Annotated in this window: 17 protein-coding genes, 1 tRNA gene and 1 other RNA gene; 11 read left to right on the top strand and 8 right to left on the bottom strand. The window is 65.7% G+C overall.

Going from position 1 to position 15869, the window contains the following annotated elements:
* Nucleotides 1-91: 91 nt before the first annotated feature.
* Nucleotides 92-799: a LytR C-terminal domain-containing protein gene (locus IWX64_RS10950; RefSeq protein ID WP_196867151.1), complete on the bottom strand. Its 708-nt coding sequence runs from the start codon at nucleotides 797-799 to the stop codon at nucleotides 92-94.
* Nucleotides 792-1091 (bottom strand): type II toxin-antitoxin system VapB family antitoxin, encoded by a 300-nt coding sequence (locus IWX64_RS10945; protein ID WP_196867150.1) that lies wholly within the window; start codon nucleotides 1089-1091, stop codon nucleotides 792-794. The genes IWX64_RS10950 and IWX64_RS10945 overlap by 8 nt, the downstream gene beginning before the upstream one ends.
* A 127-nt stretch (nucleotides 1092-1218) precedes the next feature.
* Between IWX64_RS10945 and IWX64_RS10940 the strand changes: the two genes are divergently transcribed.
* Complete coding sequence (locus IWX64_RS10940; protein WP_334683251.1) at nucleotides 1219-2103, top strand: hypothetical protein; 885 nt, start codon at nucleotides 1219-1221, stop codon at nucleotides 2101-2103.
* Here the strand turns inward: IWX64_RS10940 and IWX64_RS10935 are convergent.
* Nucleotides 2100-2600: a glutathione peroxidase gene (locus tag IWX64_RS10935; RefSeq protein WP_196867149.1), complete on the bottom strand. Its 501-nt coding sequence runs from the start codon at nucleotides 2598-2600 to the stop codon at nucleotides 2100-2102. The genes IWX64_RS10940 and IWX64_RS10935 overlap by 4 nt on opposite strands.
* Before the next feature lie 75 nt (nucleotides 2601-2675).
* Between IWX64_RS10935 and IWX64_RS10930 the strand changes: the two genes are divergently transcribed.
* The gene (locus IWX64_RS10930; RefSeq protein ID WP_196867148.1) at nucleotides 2676-3635 is read left to right on the top strand and encodes an oxygenase MpaB family protein; all 960 of its coding nucleotides are present in this window, start codon (nucleotides 2676-2678) and stop codon (nucleotides 3633-3635) included.
* A gap of 151 nt (nucleotides 3636-3786) precedes the next feature.
* On the opposite strand, the gene IWX64_RS10925 is transcribed toward IWX64_RS10930, so the two are convergent.
* A tRNA-Ser gene (locus IWX64_RS10925) sits at nucleotides 3787-3874 on the bottom strand.
* Between the two features lie 235 nt (nucleotides 3875-4109).
* Between IWX64_RS10925 and ffs the strand changes: the two genes are divergently transcribed.
* The 4 genes from ffs to recR all read left to right on the top strand — a co-directional run bounded on the left by ffs (nucleotide 4110) and on the right by recR (nucleotide 8742).
* Nucleotides 4110-4205, top strand: an RNA gene (gene ffs / locus IWX64_RS10920) — signal recognition particle sRNA small type.
* Between the two features lie 24 nt (nucleotides 4206-4229).
* Nucleotides 4230-5135, top strand: coding sequence for a tRNA glutamyl-Q(34) synthetase GluQRS (gene gluQRS / locus IWX64_RS10915; protein WP_196867147.1), 906 nt, complete (start codon nucleotides 4230-4232; stop codon nucleotides 5133-5135).
* Nucleotides 5136-5179: 44 nt separating this feature from the next.
* A complete protein-coding gene (locus IWX64_RS10910; protein WP_196867146.1) occupies nucleotides 5180-8107 on the top strand; it encodes a DNA polymerase III subunit gamma and tau in 2928 nt (975 codons plus the stop codon).
* A 38-nt stretch (nucleotides 8108-8145) separates the two neighbouring features.
* A complete protein-coding gene (gene recR, locus IWX64_RS10905) occupies nucleotides 8146-8742 on the top strand; it encodes a recombination mediator RecR (RefSeq protein WP_196867145.1) in 597 nt (198 codons plus the stop codon).
* A 142-nt stretch (nucleotides 8743-8884) separates the two neighbouring features.
* Here recR and IWX64_RS10900 read toward each other — a convergent pair whose 3' ends face one another.
* Complete coding sequence (locus IWX64_RS10900) at nucleotides 8885-10009, bottom strand: ABC transporter permease (protein ID WP_196867144.1); 1125 nt, start codon at nucleotides 10007-10009, stop codon at nucleotides 8885-8887.
* 8 nt (nucleotides 10010-10017) lie between these two features.
* Entirely contained in the window at nucleotides 10018-10950 is a 933-nt protein-coding gene (locus tag IWX64_RS10895; RefSeq protein ID WP_196867143.1) for an ABC transporter ATP-binding protein, read from the bottom strand.
* Between the two features lie 162 nt (nucleotides 10951-11112).
* On the opposite strand from IWX64_RS10895, the gene IWX64_RS10890 reads away from it, so the two are divergent.
* Nucleotides 11113-12405 (top strand): aspartate kinase, encoded by a 1293-nt coding sequence (locus tag IWX64_RS10890; protein WP_196867142.1) that lies wholly within the window; start codon nucleotides 11113-11115, stop codon nucleotides 12403-12405.
* Here the strand turns inward: IWX64_RS10890 and IWX64_RS10885 are convergent.
* The gene (locus IWX64_RS10885; RefSeq protein WP_196867164.1) at nucleotides 12402-12683 is read right to left on the bottom strand and encodes a hypothetical protein; all 282 of its coding nucleotides are present in this window, start codon (nucleotides 12681-12683) and stop codon (nucleotides 12402-12404) included. The two genes, IWX64_RS10890 and IWX64_RS10885, sit on opposite strands and share 4 nt — an antisense overlap.
* Nucleotides 12684-12840: 157 nt before the next feature.
* Here IWX64_RS10885 and IWX64_RS10880 point away from each other — a divergent pair, with 157 nt between their 5' ends.
* Nucleotides 12841-13485: a maleylpyruvate isomerase family mycothiol-dependent enzyme gene (locus IWX64_RS10880; protein ID WP_196867141.1), complete on the top strand. Its 645-nt coding sequence runs from the start codon at nucleotides 12841-12843 to the stop codon at nucleotides 13483-13485.
* Here the strand turns inward: IWX64_RS10880 and IWX64_RS10875 are convergent.
* The gene (locus tag IWX64_RS10875; RefSeq protein ID WP_196867140.1) at nucleotides 13482-13685 is read right to left on the bottom strand and encodes a hypothetical protein; all 204 of its coding nucleotides are present in this window, start codon (nucleotides 13683-13685) and stop codon (nucleotides 13482-13484) included. The two genes, IWX64_RS10880 and IWX64_RS10875, sit on opposite strands and share 4 nt — an antisense overlap.
* A 139-nt stretch (nucleotides 13686-13824) precedes the next feature.
* On the opposite strand from IWX64_RS10875, the gene IWX64_RS10870 reads away from it, so the two are divergent.
* The 3 genes from IWX64_RS10870 to purS all read left to right on the top strand — a co-directional run bounded on the left by IWX64_RS10870 (nucleotide 13825) and on the right by purS (nucleotide 15867).
* A complete protein-coding gene (locus tag IWX64_RS10870; protein ID WP_334683250.1) occupies nucleotides 13825-14799 on the top strand; it encodes a 3-methyladenine DNA glycosylase in 975 nt (324 codons plus the stop codon).
* A gap of 76 nt (nucleotides 14800-14875) precedes the next feature.
* The gene (locus tag IWX64_RS10865) at nucleotides 14876-15436 is read left to right on the top strand and encodes a hypothetical protein (protein ID WP_196867139.1); all 561 of its coding nucleotides are present in this window, start codon (nucleotides 14876-14878) and stop codon (nucleotides 15434-15436) included.
* A gap of 158 nt (nucleotides 15437-15594) precedes the next feature.
* Nucleotides 15595-15867, top strand: a complete 273-nt coding sequence (purS, locus tag IWX64_RS10860; protein ID WP_196867138.1) for a phosphoribosylformylglycinamidine synthase subunit PurS — start codon at nucleotides 15595-15597, stop codon at nucleotides 15865-15867.
* Nucleotides 15868-15869: the final 2 nt, after the last annotated feature.

Genomic DNA, 15869 nt, shown 5'->3' with positions numbered 1-15869 from the left:
ACAACCAGGACGCCAAACCATTCACCTGGACCAAATCAGCGGAGTACCTCCTAGGCAAGATGAAACGCAAACAAACCATTAACACGGAGCACTAGGGAGCCGCCGGGGGTGACGCTGGCGCACCCGTCGTCGATTCCGCCTCGGCGGACGACGTCGTCGGATCGGTGCAGACCAGGCCCGCGGCTGTCGCGTCGAGGTCCTCCTCTGGAATGAGCGCCTGGTAACCCGAACCGACCACGACGTCGACCGTCGCATCGACGCGTTCGTCCTCAACGAAAACGGTCCCCGGGATCTGGCGTTGCACCGTGAACGCGTTCGCGTAGCCATTGGGCCCCGCCACCACGATCGCCGTCATCCCTTCCCGGTTCACCATCCTGTTGCCGATCTCGCCAAGGACGAAGGCCCGCTCCCGCAGGCTCTCCCCGACCGTACCGGCCAACCCGGAAATGGTGGTGCTGTTGAACAGGTTGACGGTGACCGCCGAGGGCGACTGCACCTCGAACGGACCGGCGGGGCAGGTGTAGGTGGGTTCGGGGTCTGGTTCCAGCGCGGCGATCCGAATATCGCCGCGATTGATGCCGATCGCCACAAACACTGCCGCCGCCACCAACACAACGAGGAGCACGAGCACCACGCCGTGGCGGAGGCGCCGCATGTAGATGTGGGGGCGTTCGACGTCGCCAGTGTCGGCGAACACGTTGTCCAGGTCGTTCTCGGTGACGATCCGGTGGCCGTGCCACTCAATCGGGTTCTTCCTGGACTTTTTGGTCACATGCCGCTGCGGGGGCTGATCACTCATCGATCACCAGCACGCGGGCGTGCAGGATGGTTCGCTGATGCAGCGCTGTGCGCACCGCGCGGTGGAGACCGTCCTCCAGGTATAGCGTCTCGTTCCACTGGACCACGTGCGGAAACAAATCCCCGAAAAAGGTGGAATCCTCAGCCAACAGCGCCTCGAGGTCAAGGGTGGTCTTGGTGGTTACCAAGTCGTCCAGGCGCACCTGGCGGGGGGCGACTCCGGCCCAGTCCTTGGGGGTCACGTAACCATGGTCAGGGTAGGGACGTCCTGCGCTTACGGCTTTGAATATCACCAATACAGACTAGAGAAGATCACGGGGCAATGGAACACGGGCTGGATCCCAGGGGGTTTAGTAGCCAAAAGGTTACGCCCGGGCCCCGAATAGTAGATACCGGGCAAGTGCGAGAATAATTGCTCCCATGACTTCCCCCGAACTGACCGGTCTCCTGCTCGACGTCGACGGACCTGTCGCGAGTCCCATGTCGCGGACCGTGCGTCCCGCCATCATCGGCGACCTCCTGACCCTTGCCGCCGCCGGGTGGCCGGTCATCTTCAACACGGGCCGCTCCGACGCGTTTATTCGCAGCGAGGTCATGGCCCCGATGCTCGCGGCTGGCATCCCCGAGGGCGTGGTGTTCCACGCCATCTGTGAGAAGGGAGGCGTGTGGTTCAGCTTCGACCAGTCCGGGGCGGGAGAGCTGAACGTCGACGAGACGCTCGCCCTGCCACGGGAGTTCGGCGCGGGGATCCGTGACCTGGTGGCCGAAAAATACTCGGACCACATGTTCTTTGACGAGACCAAGTACGCAATGGTGTCAGTGGAACAGCACATCGAGGTGGAGAACACCGACTATCTGGCGGAACAGGCCGGGTTCGACGCCGACGCGCTGGCCCTGATGCGCTCCTTCGGGATGGGGGTATGCCGGCTGGCCCACCACGCCCCGGACAGCGACGACAACATCGACTTCCGGATCGACCCAACCATCATCTCCACCGACATCGAGTCCGTCCGGCTGGGGAAGGATCTCGGCGCTGAGCGGGCCCTGGGCCTGCTGGGTACCGCCATCCCGGCCCGCTGGCGGACCGTTGGGGATTCGCGCACCGACTACGCGATGGCCGACTACCTCCATGAGCACGGGTACGACGTCGCGCACGTGGATGTCCGCCCAGCCGACGGAGTCCCGGACAAGCCGTACCCGGTGCTCACCGAGGGTCAGTTGACCAACGACGACGCGGGCGCCGCTTTCCTCGCCGGCTGCGTGCAGTCCCTGCAGGCCGTCAGCGAGGAGCCAGCCGGTAGTTAGGCCGTCTTGGCCAGGGTCTCCTCGATTGCGGCGACCACCTCGGCCGATTCTGGCTCAACCGTGGGAGCGAAGCGCGCCACCACCGAGCCCTGAGCGTTCACCAGGAACTTCTCGAAGTTCCACTTCACCAGCCCGGGTAGCACACCGTTCTTGAACTTGGTCAGTTCCGAGTACAGGGGGTGCTGGTTCCTTCCCCGCACATCGGCCTTTTTCGTCAGCGGGAATGTGACGTCATAGGTGGTGGAGCAGAACGCCTGAATGTCCTCGTCGGTGCCGGGCTCCTGGCTCATGAACTGGTTGCAGGGCACCCCCACCACCACGAATCCCTGATCCCGGTACTTCTGGTACAGATTCTCCAGTCCGCCGTACTGCGGGGTGTAGCCGCACTTCGACGCAACGTTGACCACCATCACCGTCTTCCCCGAAAAGTCGCCGAACGACTTCTCGGCGCCGTCGTTCATGGTCAGAGGAATTGAGTGAAGATTCGTTGATGGCATGGTTACTCCCGGTAGGCGACTGCTTAGCATTCGTACGGTAGCAGCCGGTGGATTGGCCTACGCAATAATGAGGGGGTGCCCTCACTGAAGAACACCTGGCTCAACCGTTCCCTCGACAGCTGGCGGACGCAGCTCCGCAAGACGTTCACCGGCAACTCCGAGGTGCCTCCGTCCTGGGCTGAGAAACTGGACGAGGGCGACGACGTCGGGTACTTCCCGCCGTCGTCCGCGGCTTGGGCGGTGCACGGCTCGATGACCCCGCTGGTCGGCGGGATCCGCGCGCTGCTCCTGCAGGCCCTACACCCCGGGGCCATGGCGGGCGTCCATGACTTCTCCCGCTACCGCGAAGACCCGCTCGGCCGGTTGGCGGGAACCATCCAGTGGATCTTCACCGTCACCTACGGCTCTGCAGAGGCGGCCAAGGGTGGTTCAGCCTGGGTGCAGCGGCTACACCAGCGGGTCACCGGAACCTACATCGACAGCAAGGGTGCCACCCAGCCCTACTCCGCGGGCTCCCCCGACCTGCTGCGCTGGGTGCATTTGGCATTCACGGACGCGTTCCTCGCATCCCATCTGGCCTATGGTCCGCCGATCCCGGGCGGCGCCGACGGGTACGTGGCAGAGTGGGCTCAGGCCGGCCGCCTGATGGGGGTGACCGATCCCCCGACCTCGGCGGCCGAACTCGCCGCCCAGTTGGCAGCGTTCGACGACCGACTGGTCTGTGGCCCGCAGGTCACCGAAGCCCTGCGCTACATCAAACGCCCGCCACTGCCCGTGTCGCAGCGGTTCGGGTATCAGGTGCTGTTCGCTGGCGCGGTTTCCACGCTCGAGCCGCGGCACCGGGAGTTGCTGGGCCTCCGCGTCCCCTCGCTGGGTCCCATCCCGCTCCCGGTACGCACCGCGACCCGGCTGGTCATGTTCATAGTGCGCCTGGGACTCGGCCCCGAGGGCCCGAGCGAAGCGGCTGCCAAGCGCCGCCTGGACCGGCTGCGCGGCACCGAAGCCGAGGCGAATCCGCCCCGGCCCGAGGTGTGAGGCTGCGCTTTTTCACACTGAACAGTCGCAATGAGTGGGATTGTCTAGACATTCCCACCGATCGCCGCCCATCAATGGGCAACTCGACGGTTGACCAATAAAAAACACCCCCGGCCAAAGCCGGGGGTGTTTCTTTGTTGCAACTCACATGTGGCGGAGGATGGGGGATTTGAACCCCCGAGGGCGTTAACCCAACACGCGTTCCAGGCGTGCGCCATAGGCCGCTAGGCGAATCCTCCTAGTTTGGAGCAGATACCAGAATACCCACTAGGGAACGATCTAACGAATCGCGGTCCTGTGCGCCTCACAGAAACCCCATATGGGTTCACCGGGAGGAACTCAATTCACGGACGCTGAGCCCATGCCGATCGGTTCCTGGGCCGCCCTCTGACCCGCAATCTGGCCCGCATTCCCGCACTACGACCGACGATTCCAACGGTTCAAAACCGCCCCCGGGATTCCTGTAGACTATTTCCCGGCCCCTCATGTGGTGTCACCCTGTGAACTCCCCCAGGACCGGAAGGTAGCAAGGGTAAGCGGGCTCTGGCAGGTGCATGGGGGGTCTTCTCATTCCCTGACGCAGCAGGAGCACCGATGAACAGCCCCGGCGCTGGCCGCTTCGCCCCGAGCCCCTCCGGGGAGCTGCACGTGGGAAACCTTCGCACCGCCATGCTGGCCTGGCTGTTCGCGCGCAGCACCTCCCGGGAGTTCCTCGTGAGGATCGAAGACCTGGACCGTTCCCGCGCCGGAGCCGAGGCCGCCCAACTCGCTGAGCTTGCCGCCGTCGGGATCGATTGGGACCATGAACCCGTCCGCCAGAGCGACCGTCTCCCCCTCTATCAGCAGGCGATTGAGTCGCTCCAGGCGGCCGGCCTGTTGTACGAGTGCTACTGCACCCGCCGTGACATTGCCGAGGCCGCCACCGCACCCCACTCCCTCCCCGGCTCCTACCCCGGTACCTGCCGCAACCTGTCGAAGGCGGCCACTCCCGAGCAGGATGGCCAGCGCCACGACAGACCGCCGGCGCTCCGCCTGCGGTCCGAGGTCACCAGCTGGACCATCGAAGATCAGCTGCAGGGAAGCTACACCGGCCCGGTGGATGACCTGGTCATCGTTCGCAGCGACGGGGTGCCCGCGTACAACCTGGCGGTGGTCATCGACGACGCCGCGCAGGGCATCGACCAGGTGGTCCGCGGTGATGATCTGCTGAGCTCCACGCCGCGGCAGGCCTACCTGGCTGGCCTCCTGGGGTTGACCCCGCCCCGGTACGCCCACGTCCCTCTCGCCCTGAACAAGGACGGACGACGCCTGGCCAAACGCGACGGTGCTGTCACCCTTGAATCGCTCGCCGGGAAGGGCCTGGGCCCGGAGCGGGTGAGGGACCTGATCCTTCGCTCGGCGGGCCTCCCTGCGGGTACGCTGGCAGGAGCGCTTGAGGCGTTTGATCCCGCAGGGTTACCGCGGGAAGCCTGGGTGGTCGAGCCCGGCGAGCTGTCCTGATTCCGCCACTGCACTACGTCACCACCAACCGATAGGGTTCTTCTGTGAGCACAGCCCTTTACCGCCGATACCGTCCAGAAGCCTTCGCGGATGTCATCGGCCAGGAGCACGTTACCGCTCCCCTCATGGCTGCCATCGAGAAGGGCCGGGTCAATCACGCCTACTTGTTCTCCGGTCCCCGCGGTTGCGGAAAGACCACTTCTGCCCGCATTCTTGCCCGCTGCCTGAACTGCGCGCAGGGCCCCACCCCCGTCCCCTGCGGTGTCTGTGACAGCTGCGTTGAGTTGGCCCGCGGCGGATCCGGCAGCCTCGACGTCATCGAAATTGATGCCGCCAGCCACGGTGGCGTCGACGACGCGAGGGATCTCCGCGAGCGTGCCACGTTCGCGCCCGTCCGTGACCGCTACAAGATTTTCATCATCGATGAGGCCCACATGGTCACGTCGGCGGGCTTCAACGCGCTCCTGAAAATCGTGGAGGAGCCGCCCGAGCACATCAAGTTCATCTTCGCCACCACTGAACCGGACAAGGTGATCGGCACCATCCGGTCCCGCACCCATCACTATCCGTTCCGGCTGGTACCACCCGAGCCACTGATGGGATACCTGGATCTGCTCTGCACGCAGGAAGGAATCCCGGTTGCCCCCGGGGTCCTGTCCCTGGTGATCCGCGCCGGCGGCGGATCGGTACGGGATTCCCTGTCGGTCCTCGACCAGCTGATGGCCGGCGCCGGTCCCGACGGCCTCGACTATGAACTGGCGGTGTCCCTCCTCGGGTACACCCACGCTTCGCTGCTCGACGACGTCGTCGACGCCTTCGCCGCGGGCGACGCCGGCACCGTTTTCAGCGCCGTCGACCGGGTCATCCAGACCGGACACGACCCCCGCCGGTTCGTCGAGGACCTGCTGGAACGATTCCGTGACCTGATCATCGTGAATGCCGTCCCAGACAGTGCCGCCGCGATCCTCCGCGGCACCCCCGATGACCAGCTGAACCGCATGCGGACCCAGGCCAATCAGATGGGCCGCGGTGAGCTGTCCCGCGCCGCCGACATCACCAACACGGCACTGACCGAAATGACCGGCGCCACCTCCCCGCGCCTTCACCTTGAACTGCTGTGCGCGCGGATCCTGCTGCCAGCCGCCGATGAAACCGAGCGGGGAACACTGGCCCGGGTGGACCGGATTGAACGTCGCCTGCAGTACGCCGGGTCCGACGCCGTGCCCGCAGCGGCACCCACCGCGCCGGCGCCCGCACGTGAGCCGGACCCCGGTGCAGCGGATCGTGTCTCCCCTGAACACGGCGCCCCTGATCAAGGTGTTCCTGAACGTGGCGCCCCTGAGCGGGGTGTTCCTGCGGTCACTGCCCCGGGCGCCGGCGCGGCCCCCCGGGAGCCAACCACCCCGCCCGCAGCGGACGCGGTTGACCCCGGCCCGACCCAGGACAACGCGCGTCCGGCTCAGGACGACGCCGCGTGGCCCGATGAGTCCTCCTTCGCTGGGTCCGCACCCGGTTCAACAGGATCAGCACCGGCTGCCCCAACCACGCCCGCACCGGCGGCGGGGACGTCAGCCCAGGCGGAGCCCGCCCCCACCGCCGCGGGTGCACCCCAGGTGGAGATGATAAGGCGTGCCTGGCCCGAAATCATGGACGAGCTGGCGAGAATCAAACGCACCACCTGGCTCAACGTCAACCCCGACGCCAAGCCACGCACCATGAACGGCAACCAGCTGGTGCTCGCCTTCGCCACCCAGGGAAACGCCATCGCCTTCCAGCGTGGGACCCACATGGACAATGTGAAGCAGGCCATCCACAAAATCCTTGCGCTCGACGTCACCATCGACGTGGTGCACGACGGAGCGGCGGCAGCGGGTGAGCCAAACCCAAAAGTACCCACTAGTCGGCAGGCGCCGACGGAGCCGCCCAGCAGCTCAACGCCCGAAACACGTCGCGTCGAGCCCGCCGTCGCGACCCCGCGACCGGCATCGGCGTCCCCGGATATGCGTTCGACCGAGCCACCCGGTGCCACCGCACCGCTCAACTCCCCCGACGAGCCCCAGTCGAACCCAGCTCCCGTCGCTGCGGTACCGGCTGCTGCGCCGACGCGTGCCGAGCCCAACCCAACACGGCAAGCCCCCTCTGCCGCCTTACCCGCCACCGTGACACCCTCTGCCGCTTCCCTCGCCACCGTGGCACCGGCAGCTCCCGAGCCTGCCACCGTGAGGCAGGCCCCGTCGGCTGCAACACCTGCCACCCCGGCAGCTGTCCCACCCGCATCCGCCCCGGAGGCCGTGCAGTCGACGAGTCGGCCCCCCGCTACGTCGTCGACGGCGGGGCACGCCCCCACAACCCGGTGGAACACGGGCCCAGCCACTGCGGGGAACCAGTCCCCCGCCCAAAAACCACGCGCAAGCACCGGACCAGACGCACGCGATGGATCGGGGGCGCCCGGCCGCGCCCGGACCACGCGGACCGCTCCCCCGCCGGACGACTCGTGGGCCTCGGTGGAACCTCCCTCCGATGAGTACGACCTGGGACCGGAAAGCACCGCCTGGCAGACCCCGGAGCCAACCGAAGCTGAAACCTGGGCACCCGAATCGGCTCAGCCTGCACCAGCCACGCCACCCGCCACCTCTCTGCAGGAGAGTGCACCCTCGCGCCGGGCGGATTCAGGGCAGCGCCCGGAAGTCACCCCGCCCGTGCAGCATCCAGCAGCCCCTTCACCGGAGGCAGCCGCGTCCGCGGCTAAACCGCTCAGCCGGTACCAGCGGCTCCTGGATGAAGCCGAGCGGAAACGGCAGGAGGAGGAAGCGGCGAATCCCCGGAAGGGCGCCTTAGACTTGACCTACGTTGAGGACGAGCCCAGCGCCGACGATGTCACCATCGAGGAGTCTGGGCTGGTGGGCCGTTCGGCAATCGAACGCATCCTCAATGGAAGGCTGATAGAGGAACGCGGCGTCGACAGCCCCTAGCTCTCCTCCCAGCAAACCAGCAACCAGAAGAAGGTTCAGTGTACGAAGGCGCAGTCCAGGAGCTCATCGACGAACTGGGCCGGCTTCCCGGGGTAGGGCCCAAGTCAGCGCAACGGCTGGCGTTCTACATCCTCGAAGGCGACAGCGAAGATATCAAACGCCTTGTCACAGCCATCGTCACGGTGAAAGAGCGCGTTAAATTCTGCAGTGTCTGCGGTAACGTCGCCGAGCAGGACACCTGTGGCATCTGCCGTGATCCGCGGCGGGACCCGACGGCAATCTGCGTCGTCGAAGAGTCAAAAGACGTGATCGCCGTCGAACGCACCCGCTCGTTCAGGGGGCGCTACCACGTGCTCGGCGGGGCCATCAACCCCATCGCCGGGATTGGGCCGGACCAGCTCCGCATCCGCGAACTGCTCAGCAGGCTCTCCGATGACAAAATCGAAGAAATCATCATCGCCACCGACCCGAACCTGGAGGGCGAGGCAACCGCGACCTACCTCGCCCGGATGCTCAAGACCATCGGGATCAAAGTGACCCGTCTGGCCTCGGGGCTACCGGTCGGCGGCGACCTTGAGTACGCCGACGAAGTGACGCTCGGTAGGGCCTTCGAAGGACGCAGGACCGTCTCCTGACCCCAGCTCCGGTGATCCGGTGATCCGGTGAGGAACCTGGACATTGGTGAGCAACCTTTCACTCACGGATGTCCAGGTTCACACCTCCGGTCCAGGTTGCTCACTGAAACGGGGCGACCCGAGGGTTGCGCCAGCGAACCACTCAGGCGATCCGGGTCCCCTGGGCGAGCCGCCTGGCGGGGGTGGCAAGTTTTCCGCGTCCCAGCCACAGCAGGCCACCGGCGAGCGCCGACTGCAGCACGAGGCCCAGGGGCCAGATGGGAAAACTGTCCTCCGCCAGCTCCCGGCCAAAACCCTGAGCTTCTTCGCAGGTCGTCTCGTAGTCTGGGCCGGCCTGCAACAGGCGGACCCCCTCACTAATGCTTTCCATTACGCCGGGCTGGACGTACACGTCTGGGTAACCGGGTTGGGCCACCTGCCCGAAGTCACCACCTCGGGAGTACGGCACCGAGTCGGCCACGATCACGAAGGGATTGGCGGCCAGCAGCCAGGTGGTCCGTTCAGTGTGATGCACGGTCTGCAGTTCTGTACGGGTGATGCATTCCATCTGGACCGACGCAGGGATCTCGGCCGAAAAGTCGGTGCCCGGCGGGTAATCCAGGTAGGAGTACGTCACTTCCACATTTTCCTCATCGACCAGAGCGTAGCTCAGACCAAACGTGATCAGGGTGCCGATGCCAAGCAGCGCCACCACCATGTAGGTGGTGACAATGGAGAACAGCGGCCGGTTGGCGAGGGCAGAGATGCCGATGCCGATCGCCGACACGATCCCTAACTCCACACTGAGCATCAGCAGCGAGATGAAGGCCTCCGCCGGGTTCACCCCGCCCAGCGCCAGCGCCCAGAAGATGAACGGTGAGCTGACCAGGAGGAAGGCCAGCGAAGCCACCCAGGAGGCAAGCCATTTGCCCCACAGGATCTGGCCCGGGGTGAGGAGGGTGATCTGCAGGATGGCGAGCGTCCCGGCAGCGCGGTCACCGTTGATGGCATTGGCCGAAAGCCCCGGTGCCACGAGCAGGCCGAAAAACAAGACAAACCCCACCACCATGTCAAAGAGGATGGCGCCCGAACCAACGGTGGCCGAGGTGGTGACCGAGGCCAACAGAAACACCAGGCCGATGACGAAGAACCAGATGACGAGCATGATGTACCAGGCCCGGGCCCGCAACCGTTGACGCATTTCGAGGCCGAACACTGCTTTCACCCCGCTCCAGTAGGAAAGGGTAAGGTCGGTCGACGCGCCGGTTGAGCCCGGCTGCTCAGTCATTGAGGTGCTCATTGTCTGTCCGTATCGAGGCTCATGTAGGTTTCTTCGAGGGCCCCGCCCGCCGGCGCGAAGGCGGTGACCGCGACGTCGGCCAGGATCAGGGTACGGAGCAGCCAGGCCGCCTGATCAGTACTGCTGACCATCACTTGATACTCGACACGGCGGGAGTCACCCCGCACCTCGAACGTGACTCCGTGACTGGCGAGCGCCTCCGCCAGCGGCTCCATTGGGTCAGCCTGAATGTAGTAGCGGCGAATCTGGGTGCCAGCCTCATCAAGTGTCTGGTTCTTGACCGATTCGCCCCGGTTGATGAACACCGCGCGGTCCGCAATCTCGTCCAGTTCGGAGAGCACATGGCTGGACACCACCACCGTCTTCCCCCGGTCTGCCAGGGAGCGCAAGGTCGCGCGGAGCTCCACCCGTGATCCCGGGTCCAGTCCTGACGCCGGCTCGTCCAGCAGCAGCACCGCCGGATCGTGGATCAACGCACGGGCGAGACTCAGCCGCTGCTGTTGCCCCCGGGAGAGCACCCGTGCGGGCTTGTCAGCGAACTCCTCCAGCCGGACCGCAGCCAGCAGCTCGGCGGCCCGCTCCCGGCGCCGAGCTACTGGCATTCCATAGAGAGACCCCATCGTGGTCAGAATCTCGGCGGCAGTCAGGGATTCCCAGACACCCAGGGTGTCGGGCATCCAGCCGACGGTGCGCCTCACTGCCGCAGCATCCTGCGCAGGGTCCACGCCCCCGACCCGCAGGGTTCCAGTATCGGGCGCCAACAGGGACGCCAAAATCAGCAGCAGTGTGGTCTTACCCGACCCGTTAGGCCCGATCAGAGCCGTCACCTCGCCGGCCGGCGCTGCAAAGTCAATGTGCCTGATCGCGGCGACGGTGCCGAAGCTCCGTGCGATCCCCGTGGCAACGATTCCCCCATACCCGTTGTTCATAGGGTGAACCCTATGCGACGTGCGTCACGTGTGGGGGACATCGACGGAACAATCGGACGCGCAATTGGCTGTCGCAAAACGCGCAGGGCTAAACTTGGACCGTCTACCGAGGCGCCAATGATGTCGCACGGCTAACCCCAACATCCGTCAGCGAGCGTGCGCATGAGCTTGATCGTCCAGAAGTTTGGTGGCTCCTCAGTTGGGGATGCCGCCGGAATCAAGCGTGTCGCGCAACGAGTTGTCCAGACCCAGCGCGCCGGCCACCAGGTGGTGGTGGTGGTATCGGCGATGGGCGACAGCACCGACGAGCTCCTCGACCTCGCCTCCCAGGTCTCCAACGACGCCGTCGCGAACCCCCGCGAAATGGACATGCTCCTGAGCGCCGGCGAACGCATCTCGATGGCGCTGCTCGCGATGGGAATCCACGGCCTGGGCGCATCCGCCCAGTCGTTCACCGGCAGCCAGGCTGGCATGATCACCGACGCGATCCACGGCCGTGCCCGCATCATCTCCGTTTCGCCCCACCGGATCAGGACCGCAATCGACCGCGGCGATGTCGCGATCGTGGCCGGCTTCCAGGGCATGAGCCGGGAGAGTAACGACATCACCACGCTGGGCCGGGGCGGTTCCGATACGACGGCGGTTGCCCTCGCCGCGGCGCTGGGCGCTGACGTGTGCGAGATCTACACCGACGTCGACGGCATCTACACCGCAGACCCGCGGGTTGTCCCGAGCGCAAAGAAGATCGAGGAGATCTCCAGCGAGGAGATGCTCGAAATGGCTGCTTCGGGCGCGAAAATTCTGCACCTGCGCAGCGTGGAATACGCGCGGCGGTTCGGGGTCCGGCTCCACGTGCGCTCATCGTTCAGTGACCACGTTGGCACCTGGGTGCTTCCCAGCCCTGACGACCAGATCAAGATTCAAGAGGGAGATCCCATGGAACAACCCATCATCTCGGGCGTGGCCCATGACCGATCGGAAGCCAAGGTCACGGTGGTGGGTGTCCCCGACATCCCGGGCAAGGCCGCCGAAATTTTCGGTATCGTCGCGGGCGCCCACTCCAACATCGACATGATCGTGCAGAACGTCTCCACGCACGGATCCGGCCGCACTGACATCTCCTTTACGCTGCCGATCGTCGAGGGCTCAGACGCCCTGGCCGCGCTGAAGGCCGCGCAGGAACGGGTGGGATACGAGAGCGTCGACTACGACGAAAAGATCGGGAAGCTCTCCCTGATCGGCGCGGGCATGCGATCCAACCCGGGCGTCTCCTACCGGTTCTTCAAGGCCCTCTCCGACGCCGGCGTGAACATCGACATGATCTCGACCTCGGAGATCCGCATCTCGGTGGTGACCGACGCGGACCTGCTGGACCGCGCAGTCCGCGCAGTGCATGCCGCGTTCGACCTCGACGGCGAGTCGGTGGCCACGGTCCACGCGGGGACCGGGCGCTAAACCTCGGTGTGTAGGGCCTTCTTGCCCGTGTAGTCCGTGTATCTCACCGGTGGCTCCGGCGAGCGGACCGGCGGGTGCTCCTTCCGCACGGCGTAGTGATGCCCCGCGGAATCCTCCTCCACCTCAAAACCAGCGAGGTCCGCTTCCGATGCCTGCTCAAACTCGTCGTGCCGGTGAACGACCGGGAGGGTAGGATCACTGCGCTCGGCGGGGCCCATGAACACCCTGGCCGGGTTCTTCAGCCACTTCCGGGGGGACCGCTTCTTGGAATTGCTCATTCGAACCGCCTTCTCTCTGTGCGATACGCCTGAAGCTAATTTTACTGCCGAACCGCAGAAAAGGCGCCGCCGCTTTCGGGGGTCTTTCCTTCTCCTTCCGGCCCGCATGCACCAGAATCGGGAGGACAATCAACGCCACCCACCCGAAGGATCATTCATGCGGAAGTCAACGACGAAAATCTGGCAGACCGTCCATGCCGCAAGACGCGAGCTGGTCGAAGACCTGTCGTCGGTGAGCGGCGACGAATGGCTGACCCCGTCGCTTTGCCCGGGCTGGGATATCCACGATGTCCTGGCCCACCTGGTCGATACAGCCCGCACCGGCCGTGCGTCGTTCGCCAGGGGCCTGCTGGCGGCCCGACTTGATTTTGATCGGCTGAATGAGATCGGTATCGCCAGGGCTAAACACTCCGACCCGCGGGATACCCTTGCCGCGCTCGGCCGCGACGCGTATCTCACCCGGACACCGCCTGCGAACCTGGCCACCCGGCTGGTCGAAGCCTTTGTGCACGGTGAGGACATCCGCCGGCCCCTCGGCATCCCGGCAAGGTATCCCCACGACGCGGTAGCCACCGCCCTCGACTACCAGCTGAAAACCCGTGTCTCCTATGGCGGAGGGCGGGAGCGCGCGCATAATCTCCGGCTGGTTGACCGGGACACCGGCGCCTCGTGGGGCCAGGGGGACACCGTCGAGGCCGACGGCATCGATCTGCTCCTCGCCGTCTCGGGGCGAACGGTGGAGGCCGCCCGCCTCACGGGCGGCGGCGCCCCGCGCCTGAGCGGTCATGCGGCAGCGGGCTAGTTCTTCGGCACGATATAGGTGCTGCCGTCGGGGCGCTTCACCGTTTCCCACTGCGACGCGTCAGCCTCCCGCTCCTTCAGCAACGCCTGATTCTCGCGTGTCATCGGGTGATCCAGCGAGCTGCTCTGCGCGGGACCGAAAACGGCCCGCGCGCGGCCGGTCGCCGTCATGAACCGCTGTACAAAACTTGGCTTAGCCATCTCGTTCCTTCCACGCGTCCTGATCGGCAAGATGGTGCCGTCCCTTCCCATTATCCTCCCGGTGGATCCCCCGGGTTTGCGCCCGGGATCCCGTGAACCCCCGGGGACCCCCGGGAGGCCGCGGTGAGACACTGGAAGGGTGATCAGCCCACCCAGCAGCGCGACGGCACCCCCCAGCGCTCCCACCCTGACGGTGCTCCAGCGTGAGGAATGGCTCGCCGCCGCGGCAGCACACCGGGACCGGGTGGAGCCGTTTGCCCGGCCTTACCTTCAGCGGCGCGCCGCTGGGAAGAAACACCCGGTGGAGGATTTCCTGTTCACCTATTACACCCAGAAACCTGGCCCGCTGGCGCGGTGGCACCCGGGCGCCGGCGTCGTCCTGATTGGGCCCGAGGCCGCCGAGCGGGCCAGCTGGAAGCACTATCGGCCGATTAGCGCCGCGGAGCGCGTAGCCCTCGACCTGCCGGACGACGTCGACGCCGTCACCGGAGACGTTGAGGGGTTCCGGCGCGACCGGGCCGAGGCACTGGACTTCGCTGCGATCATCGTCCGGCGTACCCAGGCCCGGCGAGCCCAGTTGGGTTGCTTCGGGCTGCACGAGTGGGCCATGGCCTACCGGTCGCAGGTAAACGGCATCCGGCATGAGTACCTTGAACTGCGGCTCGGTGCTGCCGGTACCGACCAACTGGTTCAGGACAGCAGGATCACGTGCACCCACTTTGATGCGTTCCGCTTCTACACCCCGCAGGCGACACCCCTGAACACCCTTCAGCCCACCCGGGAGGCACAGCGCGACCTGGAACAGCCTGGCTGCCTTCACGCCAATATGGATCTGTACAAGTGGGCGTACAAGCTCACTCCCCTGCTTCCCAGCGACCTGGTGATGGACTGTTTTGAACTGGCCTGGCGGATCCGTGCCATGGACATGCGTGCCTCGCCGTATGACCTGGGAGCCTGGGGGTATGCGCCGATCCGTATCGAAACGCCTGAGGGGCGTGCCGAATACGCGCGCCTTCAGCGCGGATTCTCCGAAGAGTCCCAGGTGCTCCGGCAACGATTGGGTACCGCTTTGGAAAGCGTGGAACTGCTCACAAACGAGCCAGCGTTGAGCTAGGTGAAGGAACGGTTCCAGTCCAGAGCAGCATCCGATAGCCACGGCAGAGTCGCCGTTGGCTGGTGAAGGAGTTTCAATGATCCGCGACCGTCTGGCACGTCGACAGCTCTCGACCAGCAGTTTTCTGGTGGGTTCCGGCCTTGCACTACTGGTGCTTGCCGGGTGTGGCGCCGAAAGTGGCGGCACGGCACCAAACACCACGCCAGGTTCCCCGACCACCGTCCCCCAGAGTGAGACGCCCGCGCCTTCCGGGCAGCCGACGCCCGAAACCCCGGACCCAGCGATTGGCAACGCCGCCGCCGAGTCCCAACTCTCGGTTGTGCTCACCGCCGGGGAAGGCGTCGAACCGGTCACCTACGAACTCGCCTGCGAGGCCGGCGAGCCGGTCGGGGAATCTGCGCTCCCGGATCCGGCGGCGGCCTGCGACGTGCTGGCGTCGAACGGAGACCTGATCATGGCCGAGCCTGATCCCGGGATGATGTGCACCCAGCTGTACGGCGGACCGGAGACCGCCGTCGTGACCGGTACCCTCAACGAAACCCAGGTAAACGCCACCTTCTCCCGGGACAATGGGTGCGCCATCGACCGGTGGGACATGTTCGAGCCGCTGCTCGGCTCCCCCGGGGGCGTCCAGTAGCTCCGCCGTGGAATCGCCGGCAAATGACGGGTGATGGGCGATCGCCGCTAGACTGGTAGGGCAAGCTCGCGGAGCGCTGGATTCACCATACTTTTCAGCGTGAGACGGCACCTCCGGAGCCACTGCATTTAACGCACCTTGAGCCCAGGAGTTACCGGATGCCCCGGATAGTTGTCGACGTCATGCCCAAACCCGAGATCCTTGACCCGCAGGGCAAGGCCATTGCCGGTGCACTGCCCCGGCTGGGCTTTACCGGTTTCTCCGGAGTCCGGCAGGGCAAGCGGTTCGAACTTACCGTTGACGGCGAGGTGACCGAGGAACTGCTGGAGCAGGCACGGACCGCCGCCAGCACCCTGCTGTCGAACCCGGTCATCGAGGACGTCACCCGTGTGGAGGTCCTTGCCGACGACACCGCCGAGGGCGAGCAGTGACC

This window comes from Arthrobacter sp. CAN_A212 (assembly GCF_015752345.1).
GTDB lineage: Bacteria > Actinomycetota > Actinomycetes > Actinomycetales > Micrococcaceae > Arthrobacter_D.
This window is presented reverse-complemented; position numbering and strand designations above follow the sequence as displayed.

Coding starts and splice junctions, on each gene's coding strand:
- IWX64_RS10950 (WP_196867151.1), bottom strand. CDS start 799: ATGAGTGATCAGCCCCCGCAGCGGCATGTGACCAAAAAGTCCAGGAAG.
- IWX64_RS10885 (WP_196867164.1), bottom strand. CDS start 12,683: ATGAGCAATTCCAAGAAGCGGTCCCCCCGGAAGTGGCTGAAGAACCCG.
- IWX64_RS10935 (WP_196867149.1), bottom strand. CDS start 2,600: ATGCCATCAACGAATCTTCACTCAATTCCTCTGACCATGAACGACGGC.
- IWX64_RS10865 (WP_196867139.1), top strand. CDS start 14,876: ATGATCCGCGACCGTCTGGCACGTCGACAGCTCTCGACCAGCAGTTTT.
- IWX64_RS10940 (WP_334683251.1), top strand. CDS start 1,219: ATGACTTCCCCCGAACTGACCGGTCTCCTGCTCGACGTCGACGGACCT.
- IWX64_RS10890 (WP_196867142.1), top strand. CDS start 11,113: ATGAGCTTGATCGTCCAGAAGTTTGGTGGCTCCTCAGTTGGGGATGCC.
- IWX64_RS10900 (WP_196867144.1), bottom strand. CDS start 10,009: ATGACTGAGCAGCCGGGCTCAACCGGCGCGTCGACCGACCTTACCCTT.
- gluQRS (WP_196867147.1), top strand. CDS start 4,230: ATGAACAGCCCCGGCGCTGGCCGCTTCGCCCCGAGCCCCTCCGGGGAG.
- IWX64_RS10875 (WP_196867140.1), bottom strand. CDS start 13,685: ATGGCTAAGCCAAGTTTTGTACAGCGGTTCATGACGGCGACCGGCCGC.
- IWX64_RS10880 (WP_196867141.1), top strand. CDS start 12,841: ATGCGGAAGTCAACGACGAAAATCTGGCAGACCGTCCATGCCGCAAGA.
- IWX64_RS10895 (WP_196867143.1), bottom strand. CDS start 10,950: ATGAACAACGGGTATGGGGGAATCGTTGCCACGGGGATCGCACGGAGC.
- purS (WP_196867138.1), top strand. CDS start 15,595: ATGCCCCGGATAGTTGTCGACGTCATGCCCAAACCCGAGATCCTTGAC.